Source organism: Brevibacillus soli (genome assembly GCF_044759095.2).
In the GTDB taxonomy this organism is placed as follows: domain Bacteria; phylum Bacillota; class Bacilli; order Brevibacillales; family Brevibacillaceae; genus JBIYSM02.
The window spans coordinates 51234-66080 of record NZ_JBIYSM020000017.1 but is presented as its reverse complement, the minus strand read 5'-3'; the positions used below and the strand labels follow the sequence as shown (position 1 = coordinate 66080).

At 52.3% G+C, this 14847-nt stretch carries 14 protein-coding genes; 11 read left to right on the top strand and 3 right to left on the bottom strand.

What is annotated here, in order from left to right; all coding sequences use genetic code 11:
- Window positions 1-176: 176 nt before the first annotated feature.
- Window positions 177-785 (bottom strand): cell wall hydrolase, encoded by a 609-nt coding sequence (locus ACE99V_RS09190; RefSeq protein ID WP_400490778.1) that lies wholly within the window; start codon window positions 783-785, stop codon window positions 177-179.
- Between the two features lie 348 nt (window positions 786-1133).
- Window positions 1134-1823 (bottom strand): peptidylprolyl isomerase, encoded by a 690-nt coding sequence (locus tag ACE99V_RS09185; RefSeq protein ID WP_400490777.1) that lies wholly within the window; start codon window positions 1821-1823, stop codon window positions 1134-1136.
- Between the two features lie 159 nt (window positions 1824-1982).
- On the opposite strand from ACE99V_RS09185, the gene ACE99V_RS09180 reads away from it, so the two are divergent.
- From ACE99V_RS09180 to ACE99V_RS09140, 9 genes are all read left to right on the top strand, one after another.
- Window positions 1983-3131, top strand: coding sequence for a trans-sulfuration enzyme family protein (locus ACE99V_RS09180; RefSeq protein ID WP_400490776.1), 1149 nt, complete (start codon window positions 1983-1985; stop codon window positions 3129-3131).
- 274 nt (window positions 3132-3405) lie between these two features.
- Window positions 3406-3972 carry an RNA polymerase sigma factor gene (locus ACE99V_RS09175; RefSeq protein WP_400490775.1) on the top strand — a complete coding sequence of 189 codons (567 nt, stop codon included), beginning with the start codon at window positions 3406-3408 and terminating at the stop codon, window positions 3970-3972.
- The gene (locus ACE99V_RS09170) at window positions 3969-5033 is read left to right on the top strand and encodes a hypothetical protein (RefSeq protein ID WP_400490774.1); all 1065 of its coding nucleotides are present in this window, start codon (window positions 3969-3971) and stop codon (window positions 5031-5033) included. Before ACE99V_RS09175 ends, ACE99V_RS09170 begins: the two co-directional genes overlap by 4 nt.
- A 21-nt stretch (window positions 5034-5054) precedes the next feature.
- Window positions 5055-7304: a DUF8725 domain-containing protein gene (locus tag ACE99V_RS09165; RefSeq protein ID WP_400490773.1), complete on the top strand. Its 2250-nt coding sequence runs from the start codon at window positions 5055-5057 to the stop codon at window positions 7302-7304.
- Window positions 7301-8227 carry an ABC transporter ATP-binding protein gene (locus ACE99V_RS09160; RefSeq protein ID WP_400490772.1) on the top strand — a complete coding sequence of 309 codons (927 nt, stop codon included), beginning with the start codon at window positions 7301-7303 and terminating at the stop codon, window positions 8225-8227. The genes ACE99V_RS09165 and ACE99V_RS09160 overlap by 4 nt, the downstream gene beginning before the upstream one ends.
- Entirely contained in the window at window positions 8227-9078 is an 852-nt protein-coding gene (locus tag ACE99V_RS09155) for an ABC transporter permease (RefSeq protein WP_400490771.1), read from the top strand. The genes ACE99V_RS09160 and ACE99V_RS09155 overlap by 1 nt, the downstream gene beginning before the upstream one ends.
- Window positions 9079-9127: 49 nt before the next feature.
- Window positions 9128-9298, top strand: coding sequence for a hypothetical protein (locus tag ACE99V_RS09150; protein WP_400490796.1), 171 nt, complete (start codon window positions 9128-9130; stop codon window positions 9296-9298).
- A 147-nt stretch (window positions 9299-9445) separates the two neighbouring features.
- Complete coding sequence (locus ACE99V_RS09145) at window positions 9446-10906, top strand: PAS domain-containing sensor histidine kinase (protein ID WP_400490770.1); 1461 nt, start codon at window positions 9446-9448, stop codon at window positions 10904-10906.
- 99 nt (window positions 10907-11005) lie between these two features.
- Window positions 11006-11323, top strand: coding sequence for a hypothetical protein (locus tag ACE99V_RS09140; RefSeq protein WP_400490769.1), 318 nt, complete (start codon window positions 11006-11008; stop codon window positions 11321-11323).
- A gap of 110 nt (window positions 11324-11433) precedes the next feature.
- Here ACE99V_RS09140 and ACE99V_RS09135 read toward each other — a convergent pair whose 3' ends face one another.
- Window positions 11434-11811: a YflT domain-containing protein gene (locus ACE99V_RS09135; protein ID WP_400490768.1), complete on the bottom strand. Its 378-nt coding sequence runs from the start codon at window positions 11809-11811 to the stop codon at window positions 11434-11436.
- 146 nt (window positions 11812-11957) lie between these two features.
- On the opposite strand from ACE99V_RS09135, the gene ACE99V_RS09130 reads away from it, so the two are divergent.
- Complete coding sequence (locus ACE99V_RS09130) at window positions 11958-12704, top strand: YebC/PmpR family DNA-binding transcriptional regulator (protein ID WP_400490767.1); 747 nt, start codon at window positions 11958-11960, stop codon at window positions 12702-12704.
- Window positions 12705-12883: 179 nt separating this feature from the next.
- Window positions 12884-14845, top strand: a complete 1962-nt coding sequence (locus ACE99V_RS09125; RefSeq protein WP_400490766.1) for a DNA gyrase/topoisomerase IV subunit B — start codon at window positions 12884-12886, stop codon at window positions 14843-14845.
- Window positions 14846-14847 lie beyond the last annotated feature (2 nt).

Below are 14847 nucleotides of genomic sequence, written 5' to 3'. Positions count from 1 at the left end.
TAAGTGTTCGACCTAAGCATGCGTACGGCGAAAAAGCTGTTCCATCAAGAATCGGGATTTTTCTCAATACGTTGAAAATGTGCTTACGAGTTATACTGTAACAAGGAAAAGTAAAATCGTGATAAAATAAAAATAAATAAAAGTGAAAAATAGTGTGCAAAAAGAAACGGTCAGTCTTAACGGCAAAAGATGTGGTTCTCAATCCGGACGGCTTGCGAACGTGACCAGATCCAGCTTGACGTTGCCGTTTTCGGGTTAAAGAAGTAAAGCGCTCCCTTGGAGGGGTCTTTGCCGTTAACCGCATCGCGCACTGCCCGGCGGGCGGTTTCATCCGTTTTCGCTGGCAGTTTCCCGTTTTTCACCGGGGAGAAGGCATTGGGCGCAAAAATCACTTCACGGACTGTATTGGGAAACTGCGGGGATTCCACCCGATTTAATACAACAGCGGCAATCGCCACTTGACCCTCGTACGGCTCTCCGCGTCCTTCCGCGTAAACCAGACGTGCGAGCAATTCCATGTCACGTGCCGTTACTTTTATTTTTCCGGAACGTGCAATGATTCGCTCTGCATCTCTGCTGACGGTCACGCGTTTGCGTTGTGTCTTTCGGGGAGCTTCCGCAGTATCTTCCATGGCAATGCCGCTGGATACATGGTTCCCTGCAGAGTCTTCATGAGTCAGGTTTGGTGCTGTCGCACCGGTAGGGGTACCCAATAAACAGGCAACAAACAGAATGACAGAGTTACAAAAGAAGAAAAAGCGCGTACGCGCTTCTTTGGTTCTCATTGGCAAACCACTCCTTTTCGCTTTTTGGCTTGCGGCTACGGAAGCGAATCGGTCACCTGCAAGTCTAGCGATGAACCGGGAGCAGTTCAATAGGGAGTTGGTTCCATAGAAGGTTTTGGCTGCCTGAATGCTGGTAGAAAAAAAGACAAAAAACGCCGAGACAAGGTTCCATCATTGCCTGCGGCGTTTTTCTTGGTGTATAAGAATTTATAAATTTGGACCTCCCATACAGCCGCTAGAAAAGTGTTCGGGGCCCGCCGGCGAAAAAAGGGACCCCACTCGGTTCAGCGATAGCTACCGCCGAGTGGGGTGAGAATAGCTAATGCCGGGTGGGTTTTCTTAGATCGTTTACTTCTCTGTGATGGTAATGGTTTTGATCTTGATTGGCTGCTCCGGCACGCTTTCCTCACCGGTAGTCGGATTTTTTTTCACTTTTACGGCTGCGATCTTTTGCACGACATCCATTCCGCTGGTCACTTTTCCGAAGATCGTATAGTTCGGATAGTTATCCAAGCCGGTCACTTCCTCTCCGGAGCCGATGAAAAACTGGCTGCCGTTGGTATTCCGGCCGGCGTTGGCCATCGCCACCACACCAGGTTCGTATTTGTGTCCATTGTTCAATTCATCTTCGAACGTGTAGCCGGGACCGCCCATTCCAGTGCCCAGCGGGTCGCCCGTCTGAATCATAAAGTCCTTGATTACGCGGTGAAACGTAACGTTATCATAAAACTTGTCCTTGGCCAAAAAGACGAAATTGTTCACCGCTTTCGGCGCGTCTTTGGCAAACAACTGTACGGTGATGTCACCCATCGTCGTTGAGATGGTAGCCGTATACTGTTTGTTCGGATCGATCTGCATGGCTGGCGGCTTTTCGTACTTTTTCTCCCCGGTCGGGCCTGGCGGGCTTGCCGGCGTTGTGTCCTGTTCAACCGGCTTGTTGGCAGGCTGCGCAGGAGCCGCATTGTCGCTGCTAGAGCATCCGGCAATCAGCATGGCTAACAGCAAACAAACACTCATAGTGCTGAAGAGTCGTTTCATCTGGTTGCACCTTCCTTTTCTATCAGGTTTGTCTGTTCGGACAGGATTATAGCACAACTGGGCAGGAAAATTCCAATTCCCTTCTTTTTGGAAAAAGAAAGAGGCACAACAGGACAACTATGGTATAATGTAAGAAAACCTGACACAGGAGTGGAGAACATGCCGAAACGATTTGAAACCAAGACTGTCCACATTCGTCATCAACATTTGGCTGAAGATGTCAGCAAAGCGACGCCCATCTACCAGACCTCCGTCTTCGCTTTTCCCGGATTGGAAGAAGTAGAGCAGTACTACGCAGGAGAGCGGGATTATTTGTATACGCGCAATGGCAACCCCAATCAAACAGAGCTGGCTGATGCCGTCGCAACGTTGGAACAAGCGGAAAAGGGAGTGAGTGCCGCATCCGGCATGGGCGCCATCATGGCCGGTTTGCTCGCCGTGCTGAAGCCAGGGGACCACATTCTCGCGTCCCACGAGATTTATGGCGGGACGTACGCCCTGCTGCACAAGGAGCTGTCCCGCTTCCACATCGAGCTGGAATGCATTGATTTGACCAGGCTGTCCACCCTGACCGAACATGTGCGGCCCAACACCCGCATGTTGTTCTTGGAAACAATCACCAACCCACTGCTCACGGTAGTCGACATGCCGTTTTGGATCAAAGAGGCCAAGAATCACGGTTTGATTGTGATGATCGACAATACCTTTGCCACGCCGTACCTGGTTCGGCCGATTGCCTTCGGCGCCGATCTGGTGGTGCACAGTGCGACGAAGTACATTGGCGGTCACAGCGACGTCACGGCGGGGGTCCTCGTCGGTCGGGGCGATCTCATTGACCGCGCCAGGGAAATCGTAGTGAATTACGGTGCCTCGCTCAGTCCGTTTGAAGCATGGTTGACTGCCCGCGGTCTGAAGACACTCGCGCTCAGAATGGAGCGGCAATGCGACAACGCAAAGCAAGTGGCTGCCTTCCTCTGCACCCATCCGGCTGTGAAGGCCACCTACTACCCGGATGAAAAGTCTGCCTCTTTTTTCCACCACCGAAAACAGGGAGCCATGGTTTCGTTTTGTCTGGCGGATGAAAGCAAAATCTACCACTTTTACCGTTCGCTCAACTGGATCAAACTGGCACCGTCACTGGCAGGTGTCGAGACCAGCGTTTCCCATCCGGTGACGACATCCCATCGCGCGTTTACGGAAGAACAGCGGCAGGCCACCGGTATTACGATGGGTCTTGTCCGTCTGTCCGTCGGCATTGAAGCCGTGGAAGACATCATTCAGGAACTGAATCAGGCATTGTCACAGTAAGCCTGGTGATGCATGTTTTTCCTATTTGGAAATTTTTGATACACTCGTGTTATTGCCTGCGGACGCACCATTTTGCCCAGGTTCAGCACGAGTGTTTTTGTTTGATTGGAAAAATAATTTTGATAACTTCGTGACGTTTCTCCACGATGGTTCGTCAATGGAGATAGAGCAGGTCAGAATCTACCGCGCCCGAATCATGTAGATGGCGACATCCCCCTGCTTGAAGCTTGAGAAGTGCGCCGAACCGCATGTTCGGCTGCTGGAGGATAGGTATATGGGAATGCCGATGGAACGGACAGATCGGACGCCGGCTTCCGCGCCCCGCAGCGACTATTACGAGACACGTGACTTTACGGAACTCTACGACGAGTTCTTTGACCGGGTCAACCGGTACTTGCGCTATCGCGTACATAACACGTGGGACGCTGACGATTTAACGACGACTGTCTTTTTAAAAGCTTTGGAAAAATTTGATCAATACAGTAGAACAAGTCCGTTTGCTTCCTGGATCTTTCGCATTGCCCACAACACATTCATCGACTTCGTCCGCAAAAATCGGGAGCTGCCGGTGGATCAGGAAGAATTGCTGGGAGGAGAGCCGGACGACACGTGGCAGCCGGAGCGTCAAGCCTTGAGCAACGAAGAAATCCGCCTGCTGCGAGACCGGCTTGACCTCTTGACCCAGGACCAGCGTGACGTGCTGACGCTCCGGTATTTTGCCGACCTGAAAATCATCCAGGTGGCGGAAGTCCTGGGCAAAACCGAATCGAGCGTCAAAATGATTTCCTACCGGGCCTTGCAGCAGCTTCAAAAAATGTACGAAAGGGGAGACCGCGGATGAGAGAAGACGAGCGATTATCTCTACAAGACGAACATGATGCAACGATTGCGCAGCTACTCACTCATTTGCAGCAATTGCGCCGGTCGGTACCCGTTAATTACCAGTTAAAAGCGGATTTAAAGGAAAGACTGCTCCAGCGCATGAAAGAACTGGAAATCAATCAACAGGACACCCTTCACGCCCAACTCAGGAGAAAACGGCGGGTGGCCTGGTGGTTGTCGGGAGCGATTGCCTTGACACTGGCGTCCGCTCTTGGGATCTGGACGAGCAGTCCGCTGAAGGTGACAGAGCCTGCCCTATTGACGATGTCAACCCCTTCTGCAGCGGAGCAGGTGGACATCAATCCGGACGGATCGTATATCGCCTATGTTTCCGCGGATGCCAGGATTTATATGAAGTCGTTGGAGGAAAAAGGGAAAGAAGGAAAGGTTGGCCTGCCGCATGACACAGGCACGTATCAATCTCTCTCCTGGGCGAACAACAATCAGCAATTGGCGGTCGTGGAACAAAAAGGACCCCTGTCGCGCCTGTGGCTGGTTGACTTGGCCTCGCCAGGCATCCACACCAGCAGCCGCTTGTTGAAGGAGGAGAGCGGCGCGGTATTTCGCGTCCCAGCCTGGTCGCCGGCCAATGATCAAATTGCCTACGCCAAAGTGGTAAGCGGTAAAGAGGAGCTCTGGATTACCAGCACGGTTTCCTTTCACGAGCGGAAGCTGACGGAAGGAGGACAGCCCGAGTGGTCACCGGACGGTCGACAGATCGCCTTTGTAAAGGGCGGTAGTGTGTCCGTCATCGAGCTGGCTACCGGTAACATTACGGCTTTGGGTACAGGTTCCTGGCCTTCCTGGCAGAGCGACGACCGGCTTACCTATACGACTCGGGAGGGCAGGTTGGCTGAGGTGCAGATGGATGCGCATCCGCCCGTAACTACCCTGGTTCCTGTCGGCAACCTGTCGAACGAGAAGCTGGTTCGAGCCAATTGGGCGGCTGATAAAAAACACCTGCTGCTCGCACATCAGACGGACGAACAACCGACGCTCGTGTTCTCGCTGGCACGATGACGAGAAGAGAGGAGAAAACCGATGAAATGGAGATGGCTTTTGGTTCTCGGACTATGGCTGGCTTCCGTACAGCCTGCGGCTGCCGAGGACCAATTGGACCTGTCGGTTCGGGTACCGCTTGAAGGGGCGGTAAAATACAACAGCTGGATTCGTTTGGAGGTGACAGTTACGGCCGGAGATCAGCCTGTTTTCGGATTTCTGGAACTGGGGCGGCAAAACTTCCCCCAGTTGAGTCTGGATGAAAGCATCCGGCAAAAACTGTCACTGGCGAAAAGGGAAACCAGGCAATTTACTTTCGACCTGCCGACAGAGATGTTTATGAACAACACGGAAATCCGGATCAGGCAGGGAGACGAAGTATTGCTGAGCGAACCGGTCCCCCGCATGGAGCCGAGGGGAGAGCGCCTCGTCGGAGTTGTCAACGCCAACGAATCGGCGTTCCATTTCTTGGCCATCAACGGGGCTGCCGCCGGCCAAGGCGCTCCCTATGTCGTAAAGCATTTGAATGCAGACTCCCTTCCTGACGAATCCTGGATTTACAAAAATCTTGACATACTGGCCCTGGGAAGCGATGAGATCCGCGCATTGAATCAACGGCAGGTAGCCGCCATCAAGGAGTGGGTGCGTCGGGGAGGCGTGGTCATTTTGTCGGCTGGGCCCAACCAGGATCAAGTCGTCAAGCCCTTTGAAGATCTGCTGTCGGTTCAATCCGGTATGAGCGGCAATCGTACCAATCTGGATGAATTCCGGCAATACACGGGGGAAAAAGTCCTGCCCTTCTCTGACATCCCCGTGTATCACAAGGACTTGCCGCTGTTTCTCTCCAAACAGGCGGGAATTGGAGTGATCCTGTTCGCCAACTACGACGTCACGGCGGAACCCCTGGCGTCCTGGCAGCACAATCGGCAGCTTTGGCAAAACGTCCTTGCCAAACATCAGGCAATCGAAAGCATGGAAAAAAGGGAAGACCGCAGCCTCGTTGATATGTCGCTTCTCCAGCTTAGCAAGTTCATCCCGGGAGTAAAAACACCTTCTGTCGGTTGGATCATCCTGATCTGGTGTGTGTATTTGCTTGTTGTCGCTCCCCTTTTGTACGTGTTATTGAAGCGGGTGAAACGAAGAGAATGGGCTTGGGGAATCATCCCCGCGACCGCGATTCTTTTATCGGCTGGTGTGTACCTAATCGGCAAGCCGCAGGTTTTGAAAGAGGATACCAGCTTTCATGTGACCGCACTTCGCATCCTGGACGACAAACTGGCGGAAGTGCAGTCGGCAGCTTCGTTTGCGACGGTTTCCGGCGGTGATTACGAAGTGGTAACGGAAAAAGGGTACATATCGGTACCGCTTTCATTTACCAGAGGCAGCATGCAGCCGCAGGGCACGATCAGTATCCAACAGGATCAGGATGAAAGAGCGCTGACGTTTGAAAAGGTGCCGTATCTCTCCGTGAAGCAGGCGACTGCCACCGGGATCATGTCAGATGCAGGCAGCTTTCACACAAACATGACGGTGAAGGAAGATCGGCTTCAGGGGACGGTCCGGAACAATACCGCGTTCGATTTGGAGCAGGCTTATATCGAAATGGGGCTGCAGCGAATTCCCGTCGGTACGCTAAAACAGGGGGAAGAAAAGCAGATTGACGCCAAGATCGAATCGTTTTACCTGTCTGGCGATCAACGGCAACCGAATGCCGGCCCTTCTTCCGCGGAACAGCAGGTTGAGCGTTTGAAAGCCAACGCGCTGGCGGGAAACATCCCGCACCAGATCCGCGTCGTCGGCGTAAGCGACAAGCCATTGCCGATCTTCAGCATGCGCAGGGAGAACAAAGCCCACTACTGGAATATTCTCAGCCAGTTGGTGCGACTGCAACCTTCTTTGGACGGCACCTTGATCTATCCGTACGGACTTTTGCCGGTTCACGTTGTTGCGACAGAAGGTTCGCTCGAAGGTCGTTCACCATATCTGTGGGAGTTGGGAAAAGGCAGTGTCACCTATGGTCTCGCCGCAGGACAGGTGCACTCTGCAATAAAACGTGTTACCGTGCCGGTGGATCACAGTTCGTTCCGCCCGTTTAAGCGGGAAATCTACCACGCCAAGAGCGGACAGTGGAAAGAACTTCCTCGCGAGCAGCGCGTTGAACTGAGCGGAAACGTCGGCGAATATATCAATCGCGACGGCATGATTTTGATTCGCTTTACCAATACGACGGAACAGCGCATCTCTTTGCCTACGCCGTTTTTCCAAGTTGAGGGGGAGGAGAAGAGATCATGATCCGTACTGAAAACCTGACAAAGCGCTACGGCAAGCTGGCAGCGCTGACCGATTTGAACCTGCAAATCGAAAAAGGAAAGGTGTTCGGATTCATTGGCCCTAACGGCGCCGGCAAGTCAACGACGATGCTGATTCTCTCCACACTGCTGGAACCGTCGGAGGGCAGGGCGTACATCTGCGGCTATGACGTCGTGAAAGAACCGAAAGCGGTTCGACAATCACTGGGGTATATGCCTGACTTCTTTGGGGTTTACGACAACCTCACCGCAACAGAGTACCTGGATTTTTACGCCGGCGCTTACAACATCCCTGCCTCCAAACGCAAGTCGCTGATTGCCGATTTGCTGGAGCTGGTCAATTTGTCCAACAAGTCGGATGCGTACGTGGACTCACTTTCCCGTGGAATGAAGCAGCGGCTTGGGTTGGCTCGCTGCCTGGTGCACAGCCCGGACGTGTTGATCCTCGATGAGCCTGCTTCAGGGCTGGATCCGCGTGCTCGCATCGAGATGCGGGAAATCCTGAAACAGCTGCGCGGGATGGGGAAGACGATCCTGATCAGCTCCCACATTTTGCCGGAGCTGGCGGAGTTGTGCGATGAGATCGGCGTGATTGAAAAAGGGAAACTGATCGCTTGCGGAGCGGTGGACGAAGTCAGTGTCCATACCCGAGGAATTACCATCATGGAGGTCAAAATTCTCAACCGATTTGAGGAAGCGCAGGAAATCCTGCAGCAATTCCCGCATGTCAAACGACTGGATGACAAAAACAGCCACTTCCGGTTCCACTTCACAGGATCAGAGGCGGACAAGGCGGAATTGCTCCAGCGGCTGATCCAGGCTGGCATCCCGGTGGTCCACTTCGGTGACTCCAAGGAAAACCTGGAGGATGTATTCCTGGCGATTACGGAAGGGGTGGGTAACTGATGAAGACCTTTCTCACCAACCCGCTCATCGTGAAAGAGATGCGGGAGCGTTTTCGCACGAAGAAAACGGTATGGATGCTCGCACTCTATCTGTTGGTGATGGGAGCCATTTTGCTCGGCTTCCTGTATGTTACCCCCATGGGCAGCGCCTCCCTGGGGGATAACCGGAACTTGTTCATCATGACCGCGTTGATCCAGTACGCCATGATCTGTTTTATAGCTCCCGCGCTTTCAGCCGGTGCCATCAGTGGAGAGAGAGAGCGTCAAACGCTGCAGGTCCTGTTGACGACGCAGCTGTCGCCTACGAGCATCGTGCTCAGCAAGCTGGTCACATCGCTTGCTTTCATCTTTTTGCTCGTGGTGGCTTCCATGCCGCTCTACAGCTTTGTCTTTTTGTACGGAGGCATATCGCCTGAGCAATTGGCTTCACTGGTATTCTTTTTTACCGTAAATATCGTGTTTTTCGGCTCGCTGGGGTTGTTTTGTTCCACCTGGATCAAACGGACCGGTGTCAGTACCATCACAGCCTACGGAATCGCGTTCTTTTTCGTGGTGGGAACGGGATTGCTGCTGATCTTTCTAGGAGAATTGCTTCATGAGCTGTACCCGATGGCTTTTCGCAATTTCGACGGAGTCTGGAATGTGTTCGGTCTGCAGATTCTGGCTGCATTGAATCCGGTTATCGTGTTGTTTAGCATCCTGGGAGAAAACATCGGTCCGTTCATGCGCTATTTTATGCCCCCTTGGGTGTTCTTCTCCCTTTGCTACCTGGCGATGAGCCTTGTGTTGATGGTCTGGAGCTCGTATCTGCTGACGCCGGTTCGCCGAAGCTGGTGGAGTTGGAAGAAGTAGTCTGCTTCGTGTACAATGTAGAGAGTTTGTTTGAAAAGGAGGTAGTTTTGTGACCAATCAGGAAGTCCAAATTATCGATTTTGAAGAAATGCTCAGCTTTATCGAACAACGTCTGGCACAGGCCGGAAAAAAAGTGGATCGCGAATCCATTATTATGATTTTGCAGGCAGAAGAAGCCTTTTTGATGGAAAAGGGCGTTCTGCAGGAACTGGAAGAGTAGAATGGAGAGAAAAACAACCTGCCGATGGGTACAGGTTGTTTTTTTATTTGGGAGACATTTTGGTAACGCTTGGCAGGGAGAAGTGCAAAAAAACACGAATATAGAAAAGAATGGTAATAGTCTGGGTCCAGGAGGTTGCTGTTGTTGATGAAATCTGCGAATGGTTCACGTACCGGGAACGGCCTCTACTTCTCCGTCTTTCAACAAAGTCCGGACCCAATGTTCGTGCTTTCCTCCCAACTGCTCATTATCGAAGCAAACATGCAGGCGGAACAATTCGCCCATGTGGCTTTGAAAGAGATGATCGGAGAACCGATTACCCGCTTCTTTCCACAAGATGCGGCAGTCATTGAAGACCGGCTGCACCAAGTCCATCAGCAGAAAAAGGAAACGCAGCTATCGCTATATAGGGAGCGAGATGGTGTCAGAACCGCGGTCGATTGCATGTTTTTCCCCCTCATCGGCCCGGATGAAGAAGCGGCCGGTGTCATCGCCAGCTTTCGCCCCCGTGTGGTCGAATCGGCTACGGAAATCACGGAGCGAAAGCATATGGAAAAGGAACTGTTTGAAGCAGAATCGCTGTATCGAAGTCTGGTCGAGAACACGCTGGTTGGCGTATACATTGCTTATGTAGAAGAAAAAGGCTTTGTTTACGTCAATCCGCGCATGGAGGAAATGTTTGGATATACACAAGCAGAGCTTGTGAAAATGAGTGCCGCTGATTTGGTGGTTCCCGAAGAACGGGAGATTGTACGCTTGAATCAACGTAGACGGGAACAGGGAGACCGCTCCAGTGTGGTCTACAAGTTTCGCGGCCTTCATAAGAACGGCAATGTGATTTCCTTGGAAGTCATACAAAAAACCACACTTTACAAAGGGAAGAGAGCCGTAATCGGAATGCTTCTGGACAATACCGAGCGCAGACAGGCAGAGGAAATGGTGCGAAAGTCAGAGCTGTTGTCCGTCGTCGGCCAACTGGCTGCCGGGGTGGCTCACGAAATTCGCAACCCGCTTACGTCACTGAAAGGATTTGTTCAGCTGTTGCAATCCCATGTACAGGACAAGCAGGACTACCTTTCGATCATGCTGTCCGAATTGAACCGGATCGAATATATCATCAGCGAATTCCTGGTGTTGGCCAAACCGCAAAACGTTGTCTACAAGGAGCGGGACGTGCGCCCCTTGTTGGAACACATCATCGCCCTCGCTGAGACGCATGCCATCATGCATAATGTGCAAATCGCCGCCGTCTATGAAAAGGAGCTTCCCTTGGTCAAATGCGAGGAGAATCAGCTGAAGCAGGTGTTTCTTAACCTGTTGAAAAACGCTGTCGAGGCGATGTCGGGCGGAGGAGAAGTGCGGGTCGAAGTACGATGGGAACAGCAAAAGAACCTGTTGATTCGCTTCGTCGACCAGGGCTGCGGGATTGCGGAAGAACGAATTCCCAAATTGGGTGAACCCTTTTACACCACGAAAGAAAAAGGCACGGGGCTTGGTCTGATGGTCAGCTACAAAATCATTGAAAACCATGGCGGAACCATAAACGTGATCAGCAGGGAACGGAAGGGGACCACCTTCGAAATACGATTGCCTGCCTGTAACCCATGAAGGTCTTGACCCAATAATGCCATGAAATCTTTTTGCTTCTTTTGGTAAAACCAAGTAAGATGGTATGGAAGCCATATACCCGTAAAGGACGTGAACGCAATGAACCATGAAGAAGACAACAAGGACTTGGAACTTGGCGACATTATTACACTCGACGATGAAAACGGAGAACCGCTGGGCGACTTCGAAGTAATCGCGCTGTTTGAAAACAACCAAAAGAATTACGTTGCATTGACCAACGCGATTGATGAAGAAACGGATACCGAAGAGGATCTGGAAGAAGAAGTGGACATTTTCGTTTTCCAATTGGAGGGAGGAGAGCTGGTTCCGCTCGAAGAAAACGATCAGGATGAAGTTTACGCCAAACTGAACGAAGTGCTGGAAGATATCGAGCTGGTTGATGCGGAAGAGAAGTAAAACCAAAGCCACTGCAGGCAAGCAGTGGTTTTTTTCTGTTCGGAGGGTGCAGTGTTTTCTCCAAAAAAACGTGAAGAAAAAGACCGGGGAGGCCCCGGCTGTTGACTGTTTCAGTCGTTCATTTTTATGATGTTATCCTTCAGGTCACGTACGACGAGGAGGCAGGTGTAGTCACTCTCCTGCAGCTCGCGAAAGAGTGCGGACGCTTCATCCTTGGTTAGTCCCAACTTTTCCAGGCGGGTGCGAATCTCTTCGCCGCCGTTGTCGAAAAAGTGGGCCTTGCTGTCGATATCGCCGACGGCGCTCTCGAAGTGGGTGCTGTATTTGTAGAAGTTGTTCCGCTGATTGGAGTGGTTCTTGTCGGGGTTCCACTTGATCACCCAGATGTCGTCCTTGTGGTAACCAGAGGAGTTGAGTGCCTGAATGTCGGAAACAAGTTCCTGATCGTATCTATGGAATTTGACGAATGGCTTCGTTGCGCTGATCACGTGAAATTCCCCCTAACGGTGTGTGGTGTCTCTCCCATAGTGTGTCCACTCTCGGTGGCGGAATACCCGAATATCTTTGACGTTCCTTCGCGACTAGTGCTACACTAGGGAAGGTGAATTCCTGAAGGACGAGGAGAGTTTTTGTCATGCCAAAGTTTAAGTTGTTTGCCAACAAAAAGGGTGCCGCTGACCAAAAGCGCAACAACCAATACGTCAAGTTTGCCCGACAAATTTATGTGGAAGCGAAAAAAGGCGGCCCCGATCCAAACGCCAACCTGAAGCTGAAGGCGATCATTGCGAACGCTCGGGCCATCAACATGCCTTTGGACAATATCGAACGCGCCATCAAAAAGGCAACCGATACGGGAAACGCCGACGACTACGAGGAAATTCGCTACGAAGGTTACGGTCCGGGAGGCGTTGCCGTCATCGTGGAATGCCTGTCTGATAACCGGAATCGGACCGCAGCAGACGTGCGGGCGATTTTTAACAAACGCGGAGGAAACTTGGGCGAAACCGGCTCCGTGAGCTTTATGTTTGACAAAAAAGGCGTCATCGTAATCGACCGCGAGAAGTTTTCCGTGGACGAGGACACCATCCTGATGCAGGCGCTGGAAGCAGGCGCAGAGGACGTCATCATCAACGACGACAGCTTCGAAGTGCATACCCATCCGCACGAACTGGATCAGGTAAAGAGCAGACTGGAAGCCGAGGGATACACGTTCGAAAATGCATCCGTCCAGTGGATTCCGCAAAATACGGTGAAAATCTCCGGAGACGACGCAGCCAAAATGCTGAAGATGATGGAAGCATTCGAAGAAAACGACGATGTGCAAAACGTATACGCCAACTTTGAAATTGACGACGAGGAAATGGAAAAGCTGATGGCATAACCAAAAGGGGCCGTTCATTGCGAACGGCTCTTTTTTTCCACACGGCACCGGCTAACGCTGCGCTGGCAGGGCACCCGCCTTTTTTCTCCAGGAGCGTTGAAGTGGCCCATGCCGATACGGTACAATAGCGATTAAGTGTTCGCCTTTTTACGGAAGCTGTGAACAGAGGGGAGAAGCGAATGAAGGAAGCAGACACACTCAGCTATACCGAAGAAGATATTCAGGTACTGGAAGGCTTGATTGCCGTTCGCAAGCGGCCGGGCATGTACATAGGCTCCACCGGCAGCCGCGGGCTTCATCATCTCTTGTGGGAGATCGTCGACAATGCGAAGGATGAAGCGCTGGCCGGTTTTAACGATAAAATCATTGTGACGCTGCACAAGGATGACAGTGTCAGCGTAGAAGACCACGGACGGGGAATCCCCACTGGCATGCACAAAACAGGCCGTCCCGTACCGGAAGTGATCTTTACCACCCTGCACGCCGGAGGAAAGTTTGGCGGCGGCGGGTACAAAAAAAGCGGCGGTCTTCACGGCGTAGGCTCCAGCGTGGTTGTTGCCTTGTCCAAATGGCTGGAAGTGGAGATTCATCGCGAAGGCAAAATACATACGCAGCGTTTTGAATACATCATCGACGCGCAGGGGAACGAGCACGTCGGCAAGCCGGTAACGGATCTGGTCGTCGTCGGCACAACCAAACGCACCGGAACCACCGTTCGTTTTTTGCCGGACGAAGCTGTGTTCGGCAGCGCACGCTTCGATTATGAATTGATTCGCGACCGTTTCCGCGAAACGGCTTTCCTCCTGAAAAAACTGCGCATGGTTCTGATCGACGAGCGGGGAACGGAAAAGAAGCGGGAAGAGTTCTATTACGAAGACGGATTGAAATCATACGTGGAGTACCTGAACGAAGGAAAACAGACGCTCCATCCGGTCGTCTACTTTGACGGCGAGAAGGACAACATCTACGTGGAGTTGGCGTTCCAGTACAACGACGGCTATACGGAGACGCTGGCCTCCTATGTAAACTCCATCCCGACGACGGACGGGGGCACCCATGTAACCGGATTCCGCAATGGCACGACGCGGATTTTTAACGAGTTTGCCCGGAAAAAAGGGTTTCTTAAGGAAAAAGATCCCAATTTGACCGGAAATGATCTGCGGGAGGGCTTCCTTGGCGTCCTCTCCTTGCAGATGGCCGATGTCCAGTTTGAGTCCCAGACAAAGGACAAGCTGGGCAACGAAGAGGCGCGTACCATTGTCGAGCAGATCGTCTCGGAGAAACTGGGCTTTTTCCTCGAAGAAAATCCCGAGATCGGCAAGCTGTTGATCGAGAAAGCAGTCCGCTCTGCGGAGATTCGCGAAGAACTGCGTAAGCAACGGGAAGCGCTGCGCGGTGACAAGAAGGGCAAAGGGGCAAAAAAACGCAAATCCATTTCGGATAAATTTGCTCCGCCCCAGTACAAGGATCCCAAGCGAAACGAACTGTTCCTTGTAGAGGGAGACTCGGCAGGCGGATCCGCGAAGCAGGCGCGCAACTCCGAGTTTCAGGCGATATTCGGGTTGAAGGGAAAACCGCTCAACACCGAAAAGGCAAAGCTTTCCGACATTCTGGCCAACGAGGAGTTCCGAACGATCCTGGAAGTGCTGGAGACAGAAATCGGCGAAGATTTCTCCATCGAAAACTGCGCCTTTGACAAGATCATCATCATGTCCGACGCAGATGTGGACGGCTCTCACATTCAGGCGCTGCTCTTGACGTTTTTCTTCCGATACATGCAGCAGCTGATCTCGGCCGGCAAGCTGTACATCGCCCAGCCGCCGCTGTATCAGGCACGCAAGGAGAGCAGGGGGAAACTGGCAGAGGTTGTCTACTGCTGGAACGACTACGAGCTGGAACAGGCGCTCAAGCGTCTTGGCCGCGGAGCCGAAGTCCAGCGCTACAAAGGTCTGGGCGAAATGAACCCCGACCAGCTGTGGGAGACGACGATGAATCCCGAGACGCGCAAGCTGATCAAAGTGCAATTGGAAGACCTCGCCCATTGCGAGAAGCTCGTCACGGTGCTGATGGGGGACAAGGTTCCGCCTCGCCGGGAGTGGATCGAAAGCCATGTCACCTTTGAAGTGGGAGAGGATGAATAACC

Excerpts from the sequence above, each read along its gene's own strand:
- ACE99V_RS09190 (WP_400490778.1), bottom strand. The coding sequence starts at position 785 with ATGAGAACCAAAGAAGCGCGTACGCGCTTTTTCTTCTTTTGTAACTCT.
- ACE99V_RS09185 (WP_400490777.1), bottom strand. The coding sequence starts at position 1,823 with ATGAAACGACTCTTCAGCACTATGAGTGTTTGTTTGCTGTTAGCCATG.
- ACE99V_RS09180 (WP_400490776.1), top strand. The coding sequence starts at position 1,983 with ATGCCGAAACGATTTGAAACCAAGACTGTCCACATTCGTCATCAACAT.
- ACE99V_RS09175 (WP_400490775.1), top strand. The coding sequence starts at position 3,406 with ATGGGAATGCCGATGGAACGGACAGATCGGACGCCGGCTTCCGCGCCC.
- ACE99V_RS09170 (WP_400490774.1), top strand. The coding sequence starts at position 3,969 with ATGAGAGAAGACGAGCGATTATCTCTACAAGACGAACATGATGCAACG.
- ACE99V_RS09165 (WP_400490773.1), top strand. The coding sequence starts at position 5,055 with ATGAAATGGAGATGGCTTTTGGTTCTCGGACTATGGCTGGCTTCCGTA.
- ACE99V_RS09160 (WP_400490772.1), top strand. The coding sequence starts at position 7,301 with ATGATCCGTACTGAAAACCTGACAAAGCGCTACGGCAAGCTGGCAGCG.
- ACE99V_RS09155 (WP_400490771.1), top strand. The coding sequence starts at position 8,227 with ATGAAGACCTTTCTCACCAACCCGCTCATCGTGAAAGAGATGCGGGAG.
- ACE99V_RS09145 (WP_400490770.1), top strand. The coding sequence starts at position 9,446 with ATGAAATCTGCGAATGGTTCACGTACCGGGAACGGCCTCTACTTCTCC.
- ACE99V_RS09140 (WP_400490769.1), top strand. The coding sequence starts at position 11,006 with ATGAACCATGAAGAAGACAACAAGGACTTGGAACTTGGCGACATTATT.
- ACE99V_RS09130 (WP_400490767.1), top strand. The coding sequence starts at position 11,958 with ATGCCAAAGTTTAAGTTGTTTGCCAACAAAAAGGGTGCCGCTGACCAA.
- ACE99V_RS09125 (WP_400490766.1), top strand. The coding sequence starts at position 12,884 with ATGAAGGAAGCAGACACACTCAGCTATACCGAAGAAGATATTCAGGTA.